The sequence below is a fragment of the Myxococcus llanfairpwllgwyngyllgogerychwyrndrobwllllantysiliogogogochensis genome, assembly GCF_006636215.1.
In the GTDB taxonomy this organism is placed as follows: Bacteria; Myxococcota; Myxococcia; order Myxococcales; family Myxococcaceae; genus Myxococcus; species Myxococcus llanfairpwllgwyngyllgogerychwyrndrobwllllantysiliogogogochensis.
Genome location: NZ_VIFM01000014.1, coordinates 22,290 through 42,075, shown reverse-complemented (window position 1 = coordinate 42,075; position 19,786 = coordinate 22,290). Strand labels below are relative to the sequence as shown.

The following is a 19,786-nucleotide window of genomic DNA, read 5'->3' as shown; positions in this document are numbered from 1 at the left end:
GCCCTGGAGCCGCGGCGGACGCGGGAGGACAGCTCCCGCGCCTGCTGTGCGGAGCTCCTACTTCTTCGCCTTGCGGAAGACGGGCAGCCCCTTGCTGATGCGGTCGAAGAGCGCCCCTCTGTCGAGTTGAGGCGTCTCTTCCTCATCATCATCGTCGTCCGCTTCGTCGTCGTCGGAGTCCTCGTCGTCCGAAGCCTCTTCGTCGTCGTCGGAGTCCTCGTCGTCGTCCGCTTCATCGTCGTCGGAGTCCTCGTCGTCGTCCGCTTCGTCGTCGTCGGAGTCCCCGTCGTCGTCCGCTTCGTCGTCGTCGGAGTCCTCGTCGTCGACCTCATCGGAATCCCCGTCGTCGATGTCCTCGACTTCGGAGTCCTCCTCGTCCAGTTCCTCCTCGTCCTCCGACTCCTCTTCCTCGGGCTTGTCCGTCTCGCCCTCGAACACCTGGTCGACGAAGATGGCGCGGAGGTCGTCGGCCACGCCATCACCGTAGCCCTGGGCGTAGGTGTCGATGTCGAAGTGGTGCTCGGCCTCGACGGTGGCATCGACGGCGTGTTCATCCTCGATGACGACCTTGGCCCGGATGGTGTCCGCGCTCAGGATGTGGTCGTTGTAGTAGCCGAGCACCACGTCCCGCGCCTCGATGTCGCCCCCGACGCTGAACTCTCCATCGGTGTAGAGCGCGTGGCACTTCAGGTCGCCCAGGATGTTCACGAGCGAGTCATTCCCGGCGTCCCGCACCACGCCGTGCACGATGACATCCCCCGTCACCGCGAACGGCTTCTGGATTTCCAGGTCGCCGTCCACCTCCAGGTCGCCGTGGTGGAAGAAGACGCGCTTCAGCGTCAGCGGGCCCTTCAGCCGGACCGTCCGCTCCTCCACGCCGAGCACATCACTCACGGCCTCTAGCTTGTCCAACGCATCGCTCGGGTCCCCGAAGCTGTGCAGCCCCGTGGCCAGCTCCTGCGCCGAACTCACCGCGTGCTTGAAGGAGAGTTTCTTGCCCGCCAGGGCCTTCGTCAGCGCGGCCTCGTCGATGGGGAAGGGCGCGAACGGGTCCGTGGGGTCGTGCTGGATGGGAACGCTCGCCTTGCCTCCGGCGGCCTCCAGCGCGTTGATGGCCGCGACGAAGCCCGGCGTGCGCTTGTTGTGGGCCACCCACACCTCCTCCTTGGTGCGCAGCCCCACGCCCAGCGGCGTGCGCCCCAACCCGTCGATGGCGTTCACGTCGGCGCCACGCTCGAGCAGCAGCTTCACGAGCTCCGGCTTGCCCACGCCCATCGCGCGGTGAAGCGGCGTCTGTCCCGAATCGTCCCGCACGTTGACGGTCGCGCCCGCGTCGAGGACCTCCCGGTAGAGCGCCTCGGTCGACAGTCTGAACGCGCCGCCGCTCCTGTCCGTCACCTCCGAGGGCACCTTGCCGCCCGCGGCGCGCAGCACCCGGATGATCTCCAGCGCCCGGTCCTCGCTGGCCTTGTCCGGCTCGTAGCTGACGGCGTGTATCAACGGCGTCTGCTGATGGGCGTCGCGCGCGTTCACGTCCGCGCCCGCCTCGATGAGCGCCCGCACCACGTCGACGCTGGGGAGCGGCTCGCCCTTCGTGTAGGGCGACTGCACGGCGAGATGCAGGGCCGTCTGGCCGTACTTGTTGCCGGCATTCACGTCAGCGCCTTCGGCCACGGCCTTCTTCACGGCCTCCGGGGTCAGCTCGTTCTTCCAGCGGGACTTGGCCTCGCAGAGCGAGAGCAGCGCCTGGGTCGCGTCACTGTTCGACTTGGCCGACATTTCATCCTCGGAGGTGGAAAGCGGCGCGAGTGTCAGTGAACGCCCGAGCACTGTCACTCGTAATCCCGGACGGGATTCGTCGGGCATCTTCTTCACTCGCGGCATGCCTGGGGCCGTCTGTCAGCGGGTTTTCCAGTAATCGATAATTTCAGGGCCTGACGAGCCTGCCTGGCGGCCCTGATTGTCGTCGGGGTGGAGGGAGATCAGCGGGCGAGGTGGGGGTGGCGCTATGGTGGGAGGCGCATGTCCTCTCAAGACCTCGCTACGAGGCTCGCCCGCACGACGCTCGAGCTGTGCCGCATCTCCAGCCCCATCACCCACGAAGGCCCCATCGCCGACTTCGTCGAGCGCTGGGCGCTCCAGCACTTCCCCGCGAGGGAAGTCTTCCGGGTAGGGCACACGTTGCTGCTCGGTCGCCTGGACGACCCACGGCCCACGGTGGCGCTCATCGGCCACCTGGACACCGTGCCCGCGCACCCCAGTGACGTGGGGCGGGAGCCTCGCATCGAGGGTGAGCGCATCTTCGGCCTGGGCGCTTCGGACATGAAGGGCGGGCTCGCGGTGATGATGGCGCTGGCGGAGGACCTGCGCCGCGACACGTTGCCCGTGAATCTCGCGTTCCTCTTCTATGAGCGCGAGGAGGGTGCCTACGCGGAGAGTGGCCTCATCCCCCTCTTCGCGAAGCGTCCGGACCTGGCGGGCGTGAAGTTCGGCATCGCCATGGAGCCCACCGACAGCGAGGTGCAGGTGGGCTGCGTCGGCTCCATGCAGGTGACGGTGCGCTTCACCGGACGCAGCGCGCACTCGGCGCGGCCGTGGCAGGGGGAGAACGCCATCCACAAGGCGGGTCCGTTCCTCACGGAGCTGTTGGCCCGTCAGCGCGTGGAGGTGGATGTGGATGGCTTCCGCTTCTACGAGGTCATCAACGCCACGCTCGCCAAGGGCGGCCGCGCGCGGAACGTCATCCCGGAGGCGTTCGAGCTGAACCTCAACTACCGCTTCGCGCCGGGCAAGAGCATCGAGCAGGCGAAGGCGGACGTGCATGCGCTCGTCGCGGGCCGCGCGGAGGTGGACATCACCGACGCCTCGCCCAGCGGGCCCGTCGTCGCTGGCAACCCCTTGTTCCAGAAGCTGCTCGCCATCACCGGGTTGCCCGCCGCGTCCAAGCAGGCGTGGACGGACGTGGCCCGCTTCGGCGAGTGGGGCGTGGACGCCATCAACTACGGCCCCGGTGAGACGGCGCAGGCGCATCAGGCCAACGAGAGCGCGCCCATCGCTCCCCTGGCCGTGGCCTACGAGAAGCTGGCCGCGTTCCTCAAGGGCTGACGGGGCTCGGAGCCTTGCGCGCGGGTGCGCCCGCCGCGCTACCCTGACATCGCATGGGGATGCGCATCGCCAGCCTGGAGGCGCCGCCGGTCGCCGACCGTGTCGTCCGCCGCGCCGTGAGCGGGCGGCGCGTCGAGCGCGGGCTTCGTCACCACCACCCCGACTTCGAGCTGACCTGGGTCGAGGCCGGGCGGGTTGAGTTCGAGCTCGCTTCAGGGAAGCTGCTCGTGGCGTCGGATGGAGCGTGCATCGTGTTGCCCCCGGGGGCCGTCGTCACCCCGAGGGTCCGCGTCGCGGCGCTCCAGCAAATCATGGTCCCCGCGTCCATCATCGCGGTCGCCGCGATGACCCTCGGGCTCCCCGTGCATGGCCCGCTCGAGCCGCTCGTCCTCGGTGCCGACGACCGGCTCGCGCAGCTCATCCGGTTGTTCATGGAGGAGGCGTCCGAAGGTGCCTCCATGAAGGACCCGCTCATCAAGTCCCTCTCGGACGCCACGGTGTTCGGCGTGGCGCGAGCCTCGCTCCACTCGCCACCCCCGGGTGCTCATCTCGACCGGCGCATTCGTCGGGTGCTCGCGACCATGAACGATGGATATCGCGAGCGACTGTCCGTGGAGGACCTGGCCCGCGTCGCGGGGATGAGCCGCTATGCGCTCCTGCATGTCTTCCGCGCGCAGGTCGGCGCGAGCCCGTATCAGCACCTCACGACACTTCGGCTCGAGCGCGCGGCTGAGCAACTCCGAGCGGCCCGGACGCCCTCCGTGCTGGAGGTCGCCCTGGCGTGCGGCTTCACCGACCCGGGCCGCTTCGCGCGCGCGTTCCGGGCCCGCTATGGCTGCTCGCCTCGCGAGTACCGCGTGCGTGCCTCGAATGGAGCACCTTTCGCCTAGGTCGCGCACCTTCCGCCGCGACCCTCTCGGCTCGCACGCCTACCTTGCGTGTCCTCTCGAAGCTTCATGCATTCACGAGGAGGCGACATGTCGGTGCGGATGCACGGCACGAACATTCATCCAGGCACGGTCTCGGCACGCGGGTCGCTTGTGGGGAAGGGACTCGTCACCTTCGTCGCAGGGGTGACGATGGTGGGGCCGTTCCTCGCGGACTGGAACGCGACGCATCTCTTCAATCCCCTGTGGCCACCGCATGCGAGGTTTCACGGTGCCCAGACGATGTTGCTGGGCTTGGGGCTCGGTGCCTGTGCGCTCGGGTTCACCTGGTGGAGCGGCCGGGATGCGGGGCCGTGGCCACGCACCGGGATGCTCTTCGCCTCCCTGTATTGGCTGGCGCAGTTGGGGAGCATCGCGTTTCCGGGAACGGCTTTCGTCGACCCGGAGCGGGCGGGGACTGGACAGGTGCTGGGCATTCCAGCGCAGGTCGTCCTGAGCGCGGTGCTGCTGGGACTTCTCTGCGCGGCCAGCCTCCTGGAGCGGCGGCGCGCGGTGTCCTGAGCGTGCGCGGTGGCGGCCTCCCGCCGGACGTCCTGGAGGCCTGTTAGAGTCAGGCCCTCGTGGTCGGACTGAAAGACATCACCGGGCCGCGCCCCGTGTCCTCCGGCGAGGAGGCACGCACGTTCCGTTCGCGTTGGCTCGGGCCCGCGTTGGTGTTGGCCGGGTACACGGTGCTCGCGCTCATCTACGGTGCGCAGCTCTCCGTCTACAAGGCGTCCATTGGCGCGCCCCCCGTCTTCGGCGAGACGCTGCTCACGGGGGCCATCGTCTGGGGGGGCTGGGCGGCGTTGACGCCGTTCATCCTCGCCGTGGCCCGCCGGGTGCGAGGCACGGGGCGCCCCTGGCCCGTCCAGCTCGCGTTGCACCTGCCCCCCGCGGTCTTCTTCGCCACGGCGCACCTGGCGCTCCTGGCGGGGCTGCGTCAACTCCTGCTCCAGCCCGCGGGAGGCGGTGGGGCCGCCGCGTGGACCTACTTCACCTGGCTCCTGTCGAAGACCACGGACTTCGACCTGCTCATCTACCTCTCCGTGGTGGGGCTCGATGCGACCCTGCGCTACGCGCGACAGGTGCGCGAGGAGGCCGTTCGCGCCTCGGGGCTCCAGGCTCAGCTCGCGCAGGCGCAGCTCCACCTCTTGCGCAGCCAGTTGAGGCCCCACTTCCTGTTCAACACGCTGCACGCCATCTCCACCCTCATGCACCGCGACGTGGACGCGGCGGACCGCATGGTGGGCCAGCTCAGCGAGCTGCTGCGCGCCAGCCTGGAGCGCGACGGTCGCCACGAGGTGCCGCTCTCCGAGGAGCTGGACCTGCTCGCGCCCTACCTGGACATCGAGCGCACCCGCTTCTCCGACCGGCTCCAGGTGGATGTGGAGGTGGCGCCCGATGTGCACGACGCCCTGGTTCCGCCCCTGGTGCTCCAGCCCCTGGTGGAGAACGCCATCCGTCATGGCATCGCTCCCCGTCGGGGGCCCGGCCGGGTCTGGGTCCGCGTCCAGCGGGCCGGGGACCGGCTGTCACTGGAGGTCCGAGACGACGGCGTCGGGCCGCCCGCGGAGGGGCTCTCCGGGCTGAGCGAGGGAATCGGACTGGGTTCGACTCGCGCCCGGTTGGAGCGGCTCTACGGTGTCTCTCAGTCGCTGACGTGCGAGGCCAACGCGCCCCGAGGCTTCGTCGTCTCGCTCTCGCTGCCCTTCCGGAGCGCCCGGGCATGACGGTCCGCACGCTCATCGTCGACGACGAGCCCCTGGCCCGGGAGCGCTTGCGCACGCTCCTGGCTTCGGAGCCGGACCTTCATCCGGTGTCCGAGTGTTGCGACGGACACGAGGCCCTGGAGGTCATGGCCCGCGAGCGGCCCGCGCTCGTCTTCCTGGACGTGGAGATGCCGGAGCGCGACGGATTCGGTGTGCTGGCCGAAGCGGCGCTGACGCCTCCGCCCGTCATCGTCTTCGTGACGGCCTGGCCTCAGCACGCGCTGCGGGCCTTCGATGCCGCCGCGGTGGACTACCTGCTCAAGCCGTTCACGGTGGAGCGCTTCCGGCGCACGCTGGTCCGGGTGCGCGAGCGACTGGCCGCGCCTCCTGGGGACTTGCGTCAGCAGCTCCAGCGCTTGTTCCAGGAGCTTCGCCCGGAGCCCGTGGCCGTGCCCACCGAGCGTCTGGTGGTGAAGACGGGGAGCCGGACGCTGCTCGTCCCAGTGGAGGACCTGGACTGGGTGGAGTCCGCTGGCAACTACGTCACGTTGCATGTCGGCGCGGAGGCGCACCTCTTGCGCGAGACGATGGCGGAGCTGGAGGCGCGGTTGCCGCCGCGTCGGTTCGCTCGGGTCCACCGTTCGGCGCTCGTGAACGTGGAGCGCATCGTCTCGCTGTCGCCCACGCTGTCGGGCGACCACCGGTTGGTGCTGCGCGACGGGCAGGAGTTGACGTTGAGTCGCACGTACCGGGCCCGGCTGGAGCAGGTGCTCGGCCATCCCCTGTGACGTGTGCCTCCCCGCACTCCAAGCTGCTTCGCCTTCAGGCTTCTTCGGGCGAGCTGTTCGACTCCCCGTGAGCCGGGAGCGGCTCTTCCGTGGCGTCGAGAATCGCCAGGGCGAGCGGTTTCGCTTCACGGTTCAGGTTGATGGCGGACACCGCTCGAATGCGCTGGATGGACGCGCGGTCTCCGAGCAGGGCGAGGCTCAGGGCGGCCAGCGCATACTCATGATGTGAGTTCGTCGCGGCGAAGAACCTCTCGTCGAAGACGCGATGCAGCGTGGGGACCCCGCCGCGCTCTCCCGCGAGGGCACCCCTGACCGCGGCCGCGAGCTGCTCGTAGCCACTGGAGGGGTCGCTCTCCTCGGGAGTCGCCGGTTCCCAGTGGGGCACCTGCTCCAGGAGGATGGCGCGAGCGCGCTCGATGAGTCTCTGCTTCTCCTCGGGAGTCATGGCGCTCGGGAGGCTAGACGCACGCACGCGCCTGCGCCATCGCCCGTGAGGCGTCGTGACTCGTCCTCGTCCGGCTTCGGCTCGTCCCCCGATTCCGCGTCTCATCCCATCCGTGCCCCACCGGACAGCTCCGTTCTTAGTCTTCCTCGCGCTGGGAGGCCGGTCGCCTCCCCATGGAGGACGTCATGAGGCCTGTCGTGTGTGTGGGATTGGCTGCGCTCGTTACCGCCTGCGCCGCCGGGAAGTCGGCGCGTGGGAGCGGAGACCCCGTCACCCTGGAAGAGGGACGACGGTTCACGGAGGCGGCCGTCACCGTCATGCAGGCGTATGACCTGGAGAGCCGCTTCCAGGAGGCCGCGGCGCTGGGCCGGTTCGCCAGTGAGCGGGCTCGACTCCTGAAGGACCCGGGCGGTGAGGCCCGCCTCCAGGTCGAACTGGGGCGCGTCCTGTCCCGCCAGCTCCGTCATGAGCCTGGGCTGGATGCGGCCCAGGTCCTCGACTTGCTGCGTCGAGCGCGGAGGCTCGCGGAGGACTCGGGGGATGCGCGCGCGCGGGTCGCCGCGCTCGATGCCGAGGGCATGTTCCACTACTTCGACAAGCTGCTGGCGGGGAAGGGCGAGTGGGCGCCCATCGTCGCCCTCTTCGAGCAGTCACGGGACCTGGCCGAGTCCTCCGGGGACACGCGCGGACACATCGTGGCGCTCTTCCACCTGGGCCTCACCCAGCAGTTCCAGGAGGACTTCACGGGCGCCAGGTCGACCTTCGAGCACTCCCTGGCGCTCTCCCGCGCCTCGCGAGACCCGCTGATGGAGTCCTACAACCTGCGGCACCTCGCGGGGCTGGCCGAGGACCGGGGGGAGCTTCAGTTGGCCCTGGAGCAGTTCGAGGAGTCGCTGCGCCTGAGGGAGCAGGTGGGCTTTCGCACCGGAGAGCTGTTCGCGCTCGTGACGGTGGCCCAGGTCCGCTCCCGAATCGAGCCCAAGGGCACCTCCGCGCTGGAGCCCGCGAGAAAGGCGCTGGCGCTGGCGCTCGAGCTGAAGGACCCGTCGGGAGAGCGCGAGGCCCGGGCCGTCCTGGGCCGCATCCACCTGCGCCGCGAGGACGCCACCTCCGCGCTTCCCTTCCTGGAGCAGTCCCTCGCCAACGCGGAGTCCCACGAGGACTGGCTCTCGACGGTGGACCTGCTGCTGGATTTGACGCGGGCCCACGCGCTGCGTGGCGAGCGAGCGCGAGTGGAGGAGCGACTGGGACGGGCGCGCGCGGTGGCGACGGACCATGGACTGAAGGCGTCGCTCGCGCAGGTGGAGAAGGTCGAACGCGAGCTGGCTCGCGCACCGTGATGCGTGAAGGCTGACGCGCCATTCGTCCGCTGTCGTTCATCTTCCCGAGGGGATGGCTCTCATCGCGTGCGCATCGGCGTACGCTGTGGTTCGTAATTCACGCGGTTCCCCTTTCTGGAGGAGATGGAATGACTCACGAGACCGTCAATTCGCAAATCACCGATGCCTTGGCGCCCGCGGACCTGGGTGGGACCTCAGACTCGTCGTCCGTGACGCGCAAGTCGCCCGCGCGGCGGCGCCGGGCCACGAAGAAGGCCGCTGGCCGCACCGGTGCTCGTGCGAAGAAGACCACCTCGCGCCGTGCCTCCGCGAAGCGGGGCAGGACCGCCGCGCGCAAGTCGACGACGCGCAAGTCGACGACGCGCAAGACGGCCAAGCGGAAGACGGCCGTCCGGGGCACGCGCAAGGGCGCTGCCCGCAAGGCCACCACGCGCCGGACGGCGGCCGCGGGACGCACCGCGCGCAAGAGCCCGGCCCGTCGCACCACCACCCGTACCACCGCGCGCAAGGGCGCGCGGAAGACCACCCGCCGGACGACGCGCCGCTAGTTCGCGACGCGAAAGCAAGCGGGGACCCCTCGTAAGAGACGGGTCCCCGCTGCCGCGCTCAGCGCTTGAGGTGAGGCCGAGGACCCTTCGAGAAGGTCCCCACGGGCCTCCTCCCAGCCAGCGCTCAGCGCTTCATGCGAAGCAGGAACAAATCACTCCGCGCGGGCGACCGACGGCCCGTGCCGAAGTCGGATTCGCGGTCCGTGTGGCCGAACAGCAGGGCATCGCCGTCCGGGAGCACTTGCACGAAGCGGATGTCCTCCAGCCCATACAGCTCGCCTCGGGGGCGGGGTGGGTCGGACAGGTACAGGCGCAACCCGAGCGACGCGCCATCCGGTCCGTAGCGCAGCGCCAGGGGCTGAGCCGAGCCGAGCCCGTCCGGTCCTGACGCGCCATCCACGATGAGCGAGTAGGTGAACCCGGCGACGACGACTCCGCCCGTGGGCTCCACGCCCAGCGCTCCCGCCTGGAGTCCATCCCCCAGGTTGCGGCTCCAGCGCTCCTTGCCCGTGGCATCCGCCGACACGAGGAACGGGCTGGCCCGGTACACATGTCCGTGGAGCTTCGTCGTGCCCCAGGACACCGTGCCCAGGAAGGAGCCCAGCGCCATCACCGTGCCCTGACTGTCCACGCCCACGTCGCTCATGGTGCCGCTGGCCTGGGCGAGCGGCCTTGCCCACACCAGGGCTCCGGTCGCCTGGTACACGGCGACGAACGGGCTGCCGTCCTTCGACGACTCCGTGCGCTGGGTGCCGAAGCGGGCCGCGCCCAGGTAGCGCCCCCCCACCACGAGCCTGTCATTCGCGCCGCGCGCCAGGGTGGTCACCGTCACCCGCGAGTCCGAACCCTCCGCCCGGCCGATGGACAGCGCCTGCTCGGGCTTGCCGTCCAGCGAGTACGTCACCACCACCGCGCCGGAGCCCACCACGCCCCCGCCGAAGTCCGTCGGGCCGGAGGTGTTGAACGCCACCATCGGCCGTCCCTGGGCATCCAGCACCAGGTCCGCCACGGTGGCATCCCTGCCTGGAACGGTGGCGGACCAGAGGACATTGCCCGCCGCGTCCAGGCGGACGAGGAAGGCGCCGTTGCCCAGCTCCAGCGGCTCGAAGTCCACGAGCCCCCGGGCATCCACCGCCACGAAGAGTCCCCCGTCGGGCGCGGGGGCGACGCGTGCATTCACGTCCGCGCGCAGCGACTCGGGCGTCTCCGCCACGCGCACCGCGAAGCTGCGCGTCCAGCGCATCTCTCCCGTCGGGATGCGCCGCGCGAGCGTCAGCCGCACCGTGTTGTCCGTGGGCTGACGCTCCTGGAGGTCATCCATCTCGTACAAGGCCACGGTGAGGATGTCGCCATTCGCATCCACCGCCGCGCCGAGCGCCAGGTCATCCTGCGCGGTGCCCTCGCGCGCCAGCCACAGCGTGCTTCCCGGTGTCGCCGGGGGTGGCGGAGGCGGTGGCTCTATCGGCGGTGGACCGCCCGCATCCGGAGCTCCCGCGTCCGGAGTCTCCCCGGGAGGCGGCGTCCCCGCGTCATCTTCCTCCGAAGGCGTCTCCTGCGCGGGACAGTCGCTTCGCGACTCGTTCGGACAATCCGGAGGCGTGTCGGCCTCCGCGTCGTCACAACCTGTCAGCAGCCCCGCCCAGCCCACCGCTGTCGCGAACGCGACAGTCCGCAACCATCGCCGCCCCTGATGCATGAAGCCCCCTCCCGCCCCTCGGAGGTTCTCCATGCTGGTAGGTGCCAGCAATACCGTGTGCGACGTTTGCCCGCCCGCCCGCTCCGAAGCGCGCGACGCATCACCCGCGAGGCGTCCGTGTGCCTCTCCTGCGCACCGGACCTCTCCTGTGAGGGAGGCGCGCTTCCCAGCCCGGGCAACGCGCACCTCGCTCCTTGGGCTTCAGCGCCAGAAGCCCACGGACAGGCCGACGTTGGTGTAGCGGCTCGCCAGGTCGAACGAGGTGCTGATGGACCAGTCCTCCCAATAGCGCAGGATGAAGACCTCGAAGCCGCCGGTGAGGTGGGGGCGGGGCGGCCGACCGTCGAAGGGCGAGGGCTCCGCGTACACGCCCGCTCGCAGCCGAATCATCCCCGGCACCGTGTCGTGCTCCACGCCCAGCCGGGGGGCGAACTCGGAGCCGTGGCCCACGCGCTCCTCCTCCGCCGTCGACGCGAAGCTGCGCAGCGGCACCGCGTTGTCCACGCCGGACAGGAGGTCCACCTGCGCGCTGATGAGCCACCGTCCCGCCGGAGCATCCTTGGGTTCCTCTTCCGGCACTGGCAGCGCGTCCCCTTCGATGACGAGCTGACGTCGGGCGGCGGGAGACAGGCGGTTGTAACGCTCCGCGCCCTCGCCCAGTCGCCAGCTCGCGCCCACCGACAGCACCGCCGGGGACACCACCGCGCCGAACAGCGTCCGGTCCGCCAGCACCGGCGCCTGGCCTTCCTCTCGCCTCCAGTCCGCGACGACCTCCGGCCGCACCGTCACACCCATGCGCCAGGGACGGCCATGCGGGCGGTACAACATGTCCACCGCCACGCCCGTGTCGCCGTAGCGCAGCTCCGTCCCGCCGGATTGCAGCCGGAAGGACGCCTGCGCCGCGTAGATGCCCAGCGCGAGGATGAAGTCGTCCTGTCCGAAAGACACCGCTCCGGCCAGCACCGACTGCGTCAGCGACACGCGGATGCGCTCGCTGTCCCCGGCGCAGGCCTCCGTCGCGCAGTAGGAGACGGCGCTGTTGCGCAGCGCGAAGCCGATGCCGAAGCGCTTGTACTGCAACAGCAGTCCGCCCAGCAGTTGTCGCCGGTCCTGCGACTCGTCCGGCCGCCCGTCGTTGTCCACGTCGCGCGCGCGTCCGCTGGTGAACGGCAGGTCCAGCCAGGACAGCGTGACGCCCAAGTCCCAGTCCTTCTCCAGCGCGGGGCCCCGGTGGGCCAGCGCCGCCAGGTTGCTGGGGAACCCCGCCGCGCCCTCGGCGATGCCCACGTAGGCGCCGCCCAGCGCCACCACGCGCGCCGAGCCCAGGAGCGCGCCGGGATTGAAATACAGCCGCTCCGGACGCGGCTGGGTGGGCTCCTCGTCTTGCGCCCAGGCCGCGGGCGCGAGGCCCAGCACCGCGCATCCGCCGAGCGCGCGAAGCCATCCGTTCCACCGCGTCGAGCCGCCCATCCTGGAGTCCATCACGTTGTTGGAGGCACTCACCGCGAAGTGCCTCACCGAGCCCGCACCACCTCGGCGAAGAGCCGGTCGGCGTCCGCGGCCAGCGCGGTGTCGCGGAACGTGAGGCCCCCGGCGTCGTGCGTGACGAGCGCCAGCGTCACCTTGCGCCACCGGATGTCGATGTCCGGGTGGTGGTCCGCCTTCTCCGCCGCCTGGGCCACCTTCTCCACGAAGGCGATGCCCGCGAGGAAGGAAGGTGCCTCGTACGTGCGGCGAATCATCCCGCCCTCATGCTTCCAGTCGGGATGCTGGGTGAGGAAGGACTGGAGCGCCTCGGGAGCGAGCAGGGTGCGGTCGTGGGCCATGATGACCTCCTTCATATCCGCTCTCGCGCCCGAGGGAAGCCATCCGAATGGCGACGTCAGGGGGTGGACGTCCACGGGTGGATGCGCAGGTCGGTGAGCCCGTCCAGGTTCACCGTCCAGGTGAAATGGTCCGAGACGCGTGTAATGCCGGTGTTCGTTCCCGGGCCGGGCAACAACACGAGCAACAGCGCGTTGCGCTCCGCGTCCCAGCGCGGGGTGGCGGCCGGTCCGGTGCTTCCGAAGGAGGTGATGACGGGCAGGGCGGGGCCCGCGCGCAGCTCCGGCACGGAGACGGAGAGACCGTCACCCAGGGCCAGCACGCCTTCCTCCACGAGGCCGCGCTCCGCGGTCACCAGGTGGCGATGCAGGACGCTGGTGAACCCTCGCGGGGTGGAGGTCACTTCGCGCGTCCACAGCACGCCGTCGCCATGGCCCAGCGGCTCACCGGCGAGGACCTGGCAGGGCTGGCCCGACACGGGGACATAGTGGTCCTGCGCGTCGAGCTGGAAGGGGCAGGCCCGCGTGCGCGCGAGGAAGGTCACCGGCGCCTGGAACCGGCTCACCAGCCACAGCGTCGGACCCACGCGCATGGCGATGACCTGCGTGGAGTCCGAGCCGAAGGCCAGCCCGGGCTGCTCGGTCCACTTGGACGTCCGGGCGACGCTGAGCCCCAGCTCCTCGGTGAAGGTGTAGCGGTACAGGGTGGTGGCATCCAGCACCAGGTACTCGGTCTCCGTGGCGAGGCGGGTGTGGGGGGAGACGTCCGTCGCCATGCTGGTGGGGTAGAGCGCGCTGCCGGCGCGCACCAGGGGCCCCTCGCCCGTGTCGACGAAGCGGCGCACCTGGCCTTCGACCATCGTCCACACCACGTTCCCCACCACGGCCGTCGAAGGGCGGTGGTCCCTGCCCACCGTCTGCTCCGGGAACCCCGACCCCCGATGGGCCCGGCCGTCACACACCCAGGTGCCGCTGCTCGTGCGGTCCAGGTGCTGGCACTGGGGCACGCCGGAGAGCCTCGCCACGGAGGGGCGCTGGCGCTCGTCCTCCGCCACGTACACGTCGAACTGGCTCAGGCTGCCCACCGGCGCGAAGGCGACGATGACGTGGTAGCGGCCCGTCATCGTCGGTGTGAAGCGGAGCGTGGCCCCCCAACCGGAGGTCAGCTCCACCGTGGCCTGCACGGGGAGGTTGTCGGGGTCCTGGACCTCGGCGGTGACGGACTCGGGGAAGCTGCCCTCATCGAGGGCGCAGTTCATGTTCGGGTTGGCGGTGACGCGCAGGCTCGCTTCCTCGCCCACCGGCACGAGCACCAACGGCGGAATCGGGCCGATGGGGTCGCCGCTGATACACGACTCCGGCGGCACATCGCCCGGGCAGCCCGCACCGACAACCAGGGCGAGCATGGCGGCGAGCAGCGGGCCTGTGCGCGCCCCCCGGCTCATGCGCGCTCCACCGCGCGCTTCCACTTGCCCAGGTGACGCTCGCGCAGGTCGGCCTTCATCTTCGGCTTGAAGACCTTGTCCGCCTTCCACGCGCGGCGGATGGCGTCCGGACTGTCCCAGACGCCCGCGCCCAGGCCGCCGAGGAACGCCGCGCCCAGGCTGGTGGTCTCGAGATTCTTCGGGCGCACCACCGGCACGCCGAGCAGGTCCGCCTGGTACTGCATGAGCAGGTTGTTGGCGGCCGCGCCGCCGTCCGCCTTGAAGACGGGGATGTTCCGGCCGCTGTCGCGACGCATGGCCTCCGCGAGGTCATGAATCTGCAGGGCGATGCCCTCCAGCACCGCGCGCGCCATGTGGGCCACCGTGGTGGAGCGGTCCATTCCGGCGAACAGGCCTCGTGCCTCGGGGCGCCAGTGGGGCGCGCCCAGGCCCGCCAGCGCGGGGACGAAGACGACGTCGCCGGTGTCCTTCACGCTGGCGGCGAGCGCTTCGATATCCGGCGCGCGCTTGATGACCTTGAGGCCGTCGCGCATCCACTGCACCGCGGCGCCCGCGATGAAGCTGCTGCCCTCCAGCGCGTACGTGGTGGAGCCGGTGCCACCCAGCCGCCACGCCACGGTGGTGAGCAGGCCCGCCGACGAGCGCACCGGCTCCGTGCCCGTGTTCATCAAGAGGAACGCGCCGGTGCCGTACGTGCACTTGGACTCGCCGGGCTCGAAGCACGCCTGACCGAAGAGGGCGGCCTGCTGGTCTCCCGCCATGCCCGCGACGGGGACGCCGTCCGGCAGGCTGCGCATGCCGCGCGTGGTGCCGTAGACCTCCGCCGAGCCGCGAATCTGGGGCAGGCACGCGGCCGGTATCTTCAGGAGCGCGCGCATCTCGTCGCTCCACTGCAAGGTCTTCAGGTCCATCAACAGCGTCCGGCTGGCATTGGACACGTCGGTGACGTGGGTGGTGCCGCCGGTGAGCTTGTAGACGAGCCACGTGTCGATGGTGCCGAAGCACACGTCCCCGCGCTCCGCCCTGGCGCGTGCACCTTTGACGTGCTCGAAGAGCCAGTGGAGCTTGGTGCCGGAGAAGTACGGGTCCACGACGAGGCCCGTCGTCTCTCGCACGCGCGGCTCCACGCCGCGCTCCTTGAGCTGGCGACACAGCTCCGAGGTGCGCCGGTCCTGCCAGACGATGGCGCGGTGCAGGGGCTTGCCGGAGTCGCGAGCCCACAGGCCCGTCGTCTCGCGCTGGTTGGTGATGCCCACCGCGGAGATGTCCCGGCCCACCAGCCCCGCGTCCTTCAGCGCGCGGCCGATGCACCACTCGCTGGTGGCCCAGATTTCATCCAAGTCATGCTCCACCCAGGACGGCTTGGGGAAGTGTTGGGTGAACTCCTTGTAGGAGCGGCCCACCACCTTGAGCTTCGAGTCGAGGATGGAGACGTGGGTGCCAGTGGTGCCCTGGTCAAGGGCCAGGACGTACTTCGCCTTCGGCATGGGGTGGGTCCTCCCAACGATGGACGGCGCGTTGGGAGGACCCTACTCCACGTCAATGGCCGGTGTAGATGCCGATGGAGCCCGGACGGGTGATGTTGTTCGCACCATCACGTGTCGCCCCGAAGGCCACCAGCACCACGCGCGCATCGCCCGTGCCCGCCACCTGGATATCCCAGACGGGCTGGCCGGCCAGGCCCCCCAGGACCTTGTTATGGGTGATGAAGGTGCCCTCGGTGTGCAGGCGCATCAGGCCCCGGCCCCAGCGGTGTCCAATCCACAGGCTGCCGTCGCGCGAATCCCGCTCCAGCGAGGACACGAAGCGCTCCGCGTCACCCGTCAGCGCCTGGTCCACCACCAGCCCCGCGTCGCTCAGCTTCGCCATGCCCCACGCGAAGCTGGACACCCAGACGGTGCCATCCGGCATCAGCGCGAGGTCGCTCACCACGTCGTCCTTGCGCTGTGCGGGCGTGGGGGGAATGGGCTCGGCGACGGCGTCGGGCCAGATGTCGATGCGGTTGGCCTTGTGTTTCTTCTCCTCGGACTGCTTGCGCGCCGCCTCGAAGTTCCAGGGCGCGCCGGTGCCCACGTGGCCCACGCCGTTGGTCATGATGCGGAAGCGCGAGCTGCGGATGGCCGTGCCCATCCACACGTCGCCGTCCGGACGCACCGCCACGCCCCAGACATCTCCCGCGAGCCGGCTGTCCTCGTCCGTCTCGTCCGTGCCGTGCATCTGGATGGCGGGGTGGACGTGCTCCATGACGCCGAACTTGCAGCGCTGGCGCAGCTCGCGGTCCACCTCGTTGCCCTGGGCGTCATGAGTGACATGGGCCCACTCGTTGACGGCGCGGACCTGGGCGCTGGCACAGGCCTCGCCGCCCTGGTAGTTCGCCTCACCCCACGCGAGGCCATGGTTGGCGGCGAACCACAGGCCCTGGGTCGCCTTGTCCCAGACGATGCGGTTCACCGTGCAGAGCTTCTCGCGGTGGCCGTAGCCGGGCACCGAGTGCGCTGGCGAGTGGATGTCATAGTGGACGACGGACAAGGTGCCATCGGCCTTCAGCTCCACGCGGTCCGCGTCGCCGCTCTTGTAGATGGCGGGGTCCTCGGGCTGGCCAGGGGGCTTGTAGAACTCGTTCTCGCAGTTGGGGCGGCCCTGGTAGCCGACGAAGACGACGCCCGAGGGGCCGCCTGTCACCGCGGTCACCTTGAGGTAGCGGTTTTCCGGCAGCGGGTCCTTGCCCTTCCACGCGGCCCAGGGATGCAGGCCGTCCGCCATCGTGAAGCACTGGAAGGTGTTCGCACCGGGGCGCACCAGACACAGGCCGTCCTCGCCGCCCGCGACCCAGATGTTTCCGCCCTCGTCCTGGGTGACGCCCAGCACCTCGCGCGGTCCGCCCTGTGCGGAGCCGAGGAAGCGCCAGCCGCTCGCATCCGGAGGGATGGGAGGGCCGCTGGCCGGGCCCGCGTCGGGCGCTCCGGCATCCGGTGGGCCCGCGTCGGGTGTGCCCGCATCGTCCGGGAGTCCCGCGTCGGGAGGCTCGCCGGCATCGGGCACTCCGGCGTCATCATCGACGGGAGGCGTGCCCGCGTCGGGTTGTCCGTCCTGGTCCTCGATGGGAGGAGTCCGCGTCTCCGCGCCTTCCTTGCAGCCGGCGAGCAAGAGCGCGCCCAGCAATCCCAGCCACCATCCGCTTCGTCCATGCCCGCACATGCTTGTCCCGCCTCCGACGTCCTTGGGCGAACGTCCCTCGAGCGCCGGTGGCTCACAGGCAAGTCAGGTGCCAGCCGCGTGGAGGCCAGGATGGGGTGCCGCGCGGGATTGACTGGGTGACGCGAGGTGCGTGAGGAAGCGCCGCGCTGCCCACGGGAGGAAATGCCCGGCCTGGCACCTGAAGGGGGGAACGGCGTCACGTGGTGAGCAGCGAGACGCGAACGGAGCCCGTCGACAGGGCGGATGCGCCTGTCTTCATGGTCGACGTGCCGGGGCATCTGGCGGATTCGAACAAATCGATGGCCGATGCGCGAAAGCGCGCCAGTCGCCACGCGCGCATGTTTCGCCTCGCTCGCCGGGGCCCCTGTGGAGGTCCCGGCATTCCAACGCGAGGACGATGACCATGGGCTTCACGAAGAACTCGACGGTGCTGACGCTGGGGGCGCTGCTGGTGCTGGGGTGCGCGGGGACGAAGGCGAACCTGGGCGACTCCGAGGTGGCGCATTACACGAGTGACGCGAACGGCTTCGACACGCACTCGTTCTTCTATGACACGGGCGCGGAGGTGGTGGTCTTCGACGCGCAGTTCACCGAGGCGGAGGCGAACCGGGTGCTGGAGCACATCCGCTCACGGACCGACCACCCCATCCGCTACGTGGTCATCACGCATCCGAACCCCGACAAGTTCAACGGCGCGGCGGTGTTCCAGCGCGCGGGTGCGAAGGTGGTGGCGAGCGAGGCCACCGCCGCCGCGATTCCCGCCGTGCACGCGTACAAGAAGTACTTCTGGGTGAACGTGGCGAAGGCCTTCACCGAGGAGACCTATCCGGCGCAGGCCACGGTGGATGTCACGTTCAGGGGGGCGTACTCGCTGCCGCTGGAGGGCGGCGCGAAGGTGGAGCTGACGGAGCTGAAGCACGCGGGTGTCACGGTGACGCAGACGGTGGCGTACGTGCCGGGACGTGAGGCGCTCATCGTCGGAGACCTGGTGCACCACGGCGCGCATGCGTGGCTGGAGGGTGGGGTGCGTGACGGCAAGGTGGTGCCGGACGTGGAGGCGTGGAAGGCGGCGCTGGGGGAGCTGTCCGCGTGGCCGCGCGCCACGGTGTACGGCGGGCGCGGGACGTCAGCGCCGGTGGCGGAGGCGATTGCCGCGCAGCAGCGCTACCTGGATGGAATGGTGACGGTGGTGACGACGTACTCAGCGGAGCTGGGTGGGCGCAAGGCGGATCTGTGCGGTGACGCGGCGGCGCCCCACCACGCGGAGCTGGAGAAGCGCGCGGCGGCGGCCTTCCCGGAGTACGCGCTGCCGTACATGGTGCGCTACGGCGTGTACGGACTGGTCCACCGCGTCGCTTGCGGCGGGTGAGTTTCATCCGGGCCAAGGCTTCACGGGCCGCCGCGAGAACGGCGGCCCGCGCTCAGAAGAACGCTAGAAACCGAAGCCCACGGCGACCGAGGTCACGATGTCGCCCGACAGAGGGTCCCGCGCCAGCTCGACGCCGACCGCCGGAATGGCCACTTCGCGGACATAGGCGCGAACGCCCACGCCAGGGGAGACGTACTTGAGCAGTGAGTTCCTCCACTCCACCCGGCCCACATCCACGAAGGCATGCGCGGTGAGGGTCAGCATGCTGGGGCTCCAGAGTGGCACCTGGTACTCCAGCGTCGCCGAGGTCGCCATCTCCGCCCACAGTGTTCCAGCGGCGAAGCCCCGGCTCCCCGTGCGGCCGCCCAGGAGCTGCGCGTCCAGGAACGCGTCTCCTCGCGTCTGTCCGTGCTGGGCCGTCAAGGTCAGCGCATGATTGCCAAAGACAGGCAGCGTGTAGCTCGCGAAGAGCGACACCTGACGCATTTCGCGAGAAGAACCCAGGAAGCCCAATCCCTCACGGTAGAGCGCCCGGGCCACCAGCCCCTCGTTGAAATAGAAGTGGAAGTCCTGGCCCAGGTACTCGGCCGAGACGCTCACCCCGTGCACCTCTCCCCGCTGGGGTGTCTCCGGGCCCTCCGGCAAGGCCAATGGCTTGTTGATGAGGGAGAACCAACCCGCGCCGACATTCAGCTCAGGCGTTACCTGGTAGCCGAGCGTCCCCGCGATGTCGAAGCGCCTGTCCGTGTACGTATCCCTGATGACATCGCGGACATGGCGCTCCCGGTCCGTCTTGGCGAACTGGAACGAGAGGAGGGCCGTCCACGGGCTGCCTCCGATGCTCGGGTCCCGGTACATGGAGAACAGGGTGCCGCCCCGGTTGCCCCACATGCCTCCGCCCACCAGCGTCTTGCGCAGCCCGAAGAGGTTGCTCTCGACGGCGAAGACACCGGCCTGCCATTGCCCCTTTCCCGAGGAGAAGACGGGAATGGGCAGCAGCGTCCAGCGCTCCTCCACCGTGATTTGGAGTCCGACGCCTTCGCCCTCGGGGCGTGTCAGCACCTCCACGCTCTTGAAGAGCTGCAGGTTGAGCAGCCGTCGCTTCAGCTCGGCGGCGTCCCCCGTGGTGAGCATGTCCCCCGGAGCCATGCGCATGGCCCGGAGGATGACGGACTCCTGGGTGCGGGTGTTGCCCTGGATGTCGATGCGCTCGATGCGCCCCGTCAGCGTCGCGGGTGGTGGCGCCGAGGCTTCAATCGTCACTTCTCCAGCGACTGGAACGGGGCTCGATGTGGGCGCTGTGTCTTGCGCCCAGGCCGTACACGTGAGCCCGACCGCGTGCAGCACCACGAGTCGGCGGACCTGGGTCAGTGACGTGTTCATGACGGATG

Annotated in this window: 17 protein-coding genes; 8 read left to right on the top strand and 9 right to left on the bottom strand. The window is 70.0% G+C overall.

Going from position 1 to position 19,786, the window contains the following annotated elements; all coding sequences use genetic code 11:
* Positions 1-57 precede the first annotated feature (57 nt).
* The gene (locus FJV41_RS05465) at positions 58-1,779 is read right to left on the bottom strand and encodes an ankyrin repeat domain-containing protein (protein ID WP_141641334.1); all 1,722 of its coding nucleotides are present in this window, start codon (positions 1,777-1,779) and stop codon (positions 58-60) included.
* Between the two features lie 243 nt (positions 1,780-2,022).
* Here FJV41_RS05465 and dapE point away from each other — a divergent pair, with 243 nt between their 5' ends.
* The 5 genes from dapE (at position 2,023) to FJV41_RS05440 (ending at position 6,531) form a co-directional block, all read left to right on the top strand.
* Positions 2,023-3,105 carry a succinyl-diaminopimelate desuccinylase gene (gene dapE, locus FJV41_RS05460; protein ID WP_141641333.1) on the top strand — a complete coding sequence of 361 codons (1,083 nt, stop codon included), beginning with the start codon at positions 2,023-2,025 and terminating at the stop codon, positions 3,103-3,105.
* Between the two features lie 53 nt (positions 3,106-3,158).
* Positions 3,159-3,995 (top strand): helix-turn-helix domain-containing protein, encoded by an 837-nt coding sequence (locus tag FJV41_RS05455; protein ID WP_141641332.1) that lies wholly within the window; start codon positions 3,159-3,161, stop codon positions 3,993-3,995.
* An 87-nt stretch (positions 3,996-4,082) separates the two neighbouring features.
* Positions 4,083-4,553 carry a DUF6640 family protein gene (locus tag FJV41_RS05450; protein ID WP_141641331.1) on the top strand — a complete coding sequence of 157 codons (471 nt, stop codon included), beginning with the start codon at positions 4,083-4,085 and terminating at the stop codon, positions 4,551-4,553.
* A gap of 59 nt (positions 4,554-4,612) precedes the next feature.
* On the top strand, positions 4,613-5,764 hold the full coding sequence (locus FJV41_RS05445; RefSeq protein ID WP_246137015.1) for a sensor histidine kinase: 1,152 nt from the start codon (positions 4,613-4,615) through the stop codon (positions 5,762-5,764).
* On the top strand, positions 5,761-6,531 hold the full coding sequence (locus FJV41_RS05440; RefSeq protein ID WP_141641330.1) for a LytR/AlgR family response regulator transcription factor: 771 nt from the start codon (positions 5,761-5,763) through the stop codon (positions 6,529-6,531). The genes FJV41_RS05445 and FJV41_RS05440 overlap by 4 nt, the downstream gene beginning before the upstream one ends.
* A gap of 34 nt (positions 6,532-6,565) precedes the next feature.
* On the opposite strand, the gene FJV41_RS05435 is transcribed toward FJV41_RS05440, so the two are convergent.
* Positions 6,566-6,976 carry a hypothetical protein gene (locus FJV41_RS05435; RefSeq protein ID WP_141641329.1) on the bottom strand — a complete coding sequence of 137 codons (411 nt, stop codon included), beginning with the start codon at positions 6,974-6,976 and terminating at the stop codon, positions 6,566-6,568.
* 185 nt (positions 6,977-7,161) lie between these two features.
* Here FJV41_RS05435 and FJV41_RS05430 point away from each other — a divergent pair, with 185 nt between their 5' ends.
* Complete coding sequence (locus tag FJV41_RS05430) at positions 7,162-8,316, top strand: tetratricopeptide repeat protein (RefSeq protein ID WP_141641328.1); 1,155 nt, start codon at positions 7,162-7,164, stop codon at positions 8,314-8,316.
* Between the two features lie 128 nt (positions 8,317-8,444).
* The gene (locus FJV41_RS05425) at positions 8,445-8,864 is read left to right on the top strand and encodes a cell envelope biogenesis protein TolA (RefSeq protein ID WP_141641327.1); all 420 of its coding nucleotides are present in this window, start codon (positions 8,445-8,447) and stop codon (positions 8,862-8,864) included.
* A gap of 124 nt (positions 8,865-8,988) precedes the next feature.
* Here FJV41_RS05425 and FJV41_RS05420 read toward each other — a convergent pair whose 3' ends face one another.
* The 6 genes from FJV41_RS05420 to FJV41_RS05395 form a co-directional block, all read right to left on the bottom strand.
* Entirely contained in the window at positions 8,989-10,560 is a 1,572-nt protein-coding gene (locus tag FJV41_RS05420; protein WP_141641326.1) for a hypothetical protein, read from the bottom strand.
* 201 nt (positions 10,561-10,761) lie between these two features.
* Positions 10,762-12,030: a hypothetical protein gene (locus tag FJV41_RS05415; RefSeq protein WP_174461198.1), complete on the bottom strand. Its 1,269-nt coding sequence runs from the start codon at positions 12,028-12,030 to the stop codon at positions 10,762-10,764.
* 44 nt (positions 12,031-12,074) lie between these two features.
* Positions 12,075-12,386, bottom strand: a complete 312-nt coding sequence (locus FJV41_RS05410; RefSeq protein ID WP_141641325.1) for a 4a-hydroxytetrahydrobiopterin dehydratase — start codon at positions 12,384-12,386, stop codon at positions 12,075-12,077.
* 56 nt (positions 12,387-12,442) lie between these two features.
* Positions 12,443-13,828: a hypothetical protein gene (locus FJV41_RS05405; RefSeq protein WP_141641324.1), complete on the bottom strand. Its 1,386-nt coding sequence runs from the start codon at positions 13,826-13,828 to the stop codon at positions 12,443-12,445.
* Positions 13,825-15,315 carry a glycerol kinase GlpK gene (gene glpK / locus FJV41_RS05400; RefSeq protein WP_141641323.1) on the bottom strand — a complete coding sequence of 497 codons (1,491 nt, stop codon included), beginning with the start codon at positions 15,313-15,315 and terminating at the stop codon, positions 13,825-13,827. The genes FJV41_RS05405 and glpK overlap by 4 nt, the downstream gene beginning before the upstream one ends.
* Before the next feature lie 52 nt (positions 15,316-15,367).
* On the bottom strand, positions 15,368-16,990 hold the full coding sequence (locus FJV41_RS05395) for a hypothetical protein (protein ID WP_246137020.1): 1,623 nt from the start codon (positions 16,988-16,990) through the stop codon (positions 15,368-15,370).
* Positions 16,991-17,429: 439 nt separating this feature from the next.
* On the opposite strand from FJV41_RS05395, the gene FJV41_RS05390 reads away from it, so the two are divergent.
* Positions 17,430-18,395 carry an MBL fold metallo-hydrolase gene (locus FJV41_RS05390; RefSeq protein ID WP_141641321.1) on the top strand — a complete coding sequence of 322 codons (966 nt, stop codon included), beginning with the start codon at positions 17,430-17,432 and terminating at the stop codon, positions 18,393-18,395.
* 63 nt (positions 18,396-18,458) lie between these two features.
* Here the strand turns inward: FJV41_RS05390 and FJV41_RS05385 are convergent, their stop codons facing one another.
* Entirely contained in the window at positions 18,459-19,778 is a 1,320-nt protein-coding gene (locus FJV41_RS05385) for a POTRA domain-containing protein (RefSeq protein WP_246137014.1), read from the bottom strand.
* Positions 19,779-19,786 lie beyond the last annotated feature (8 nt).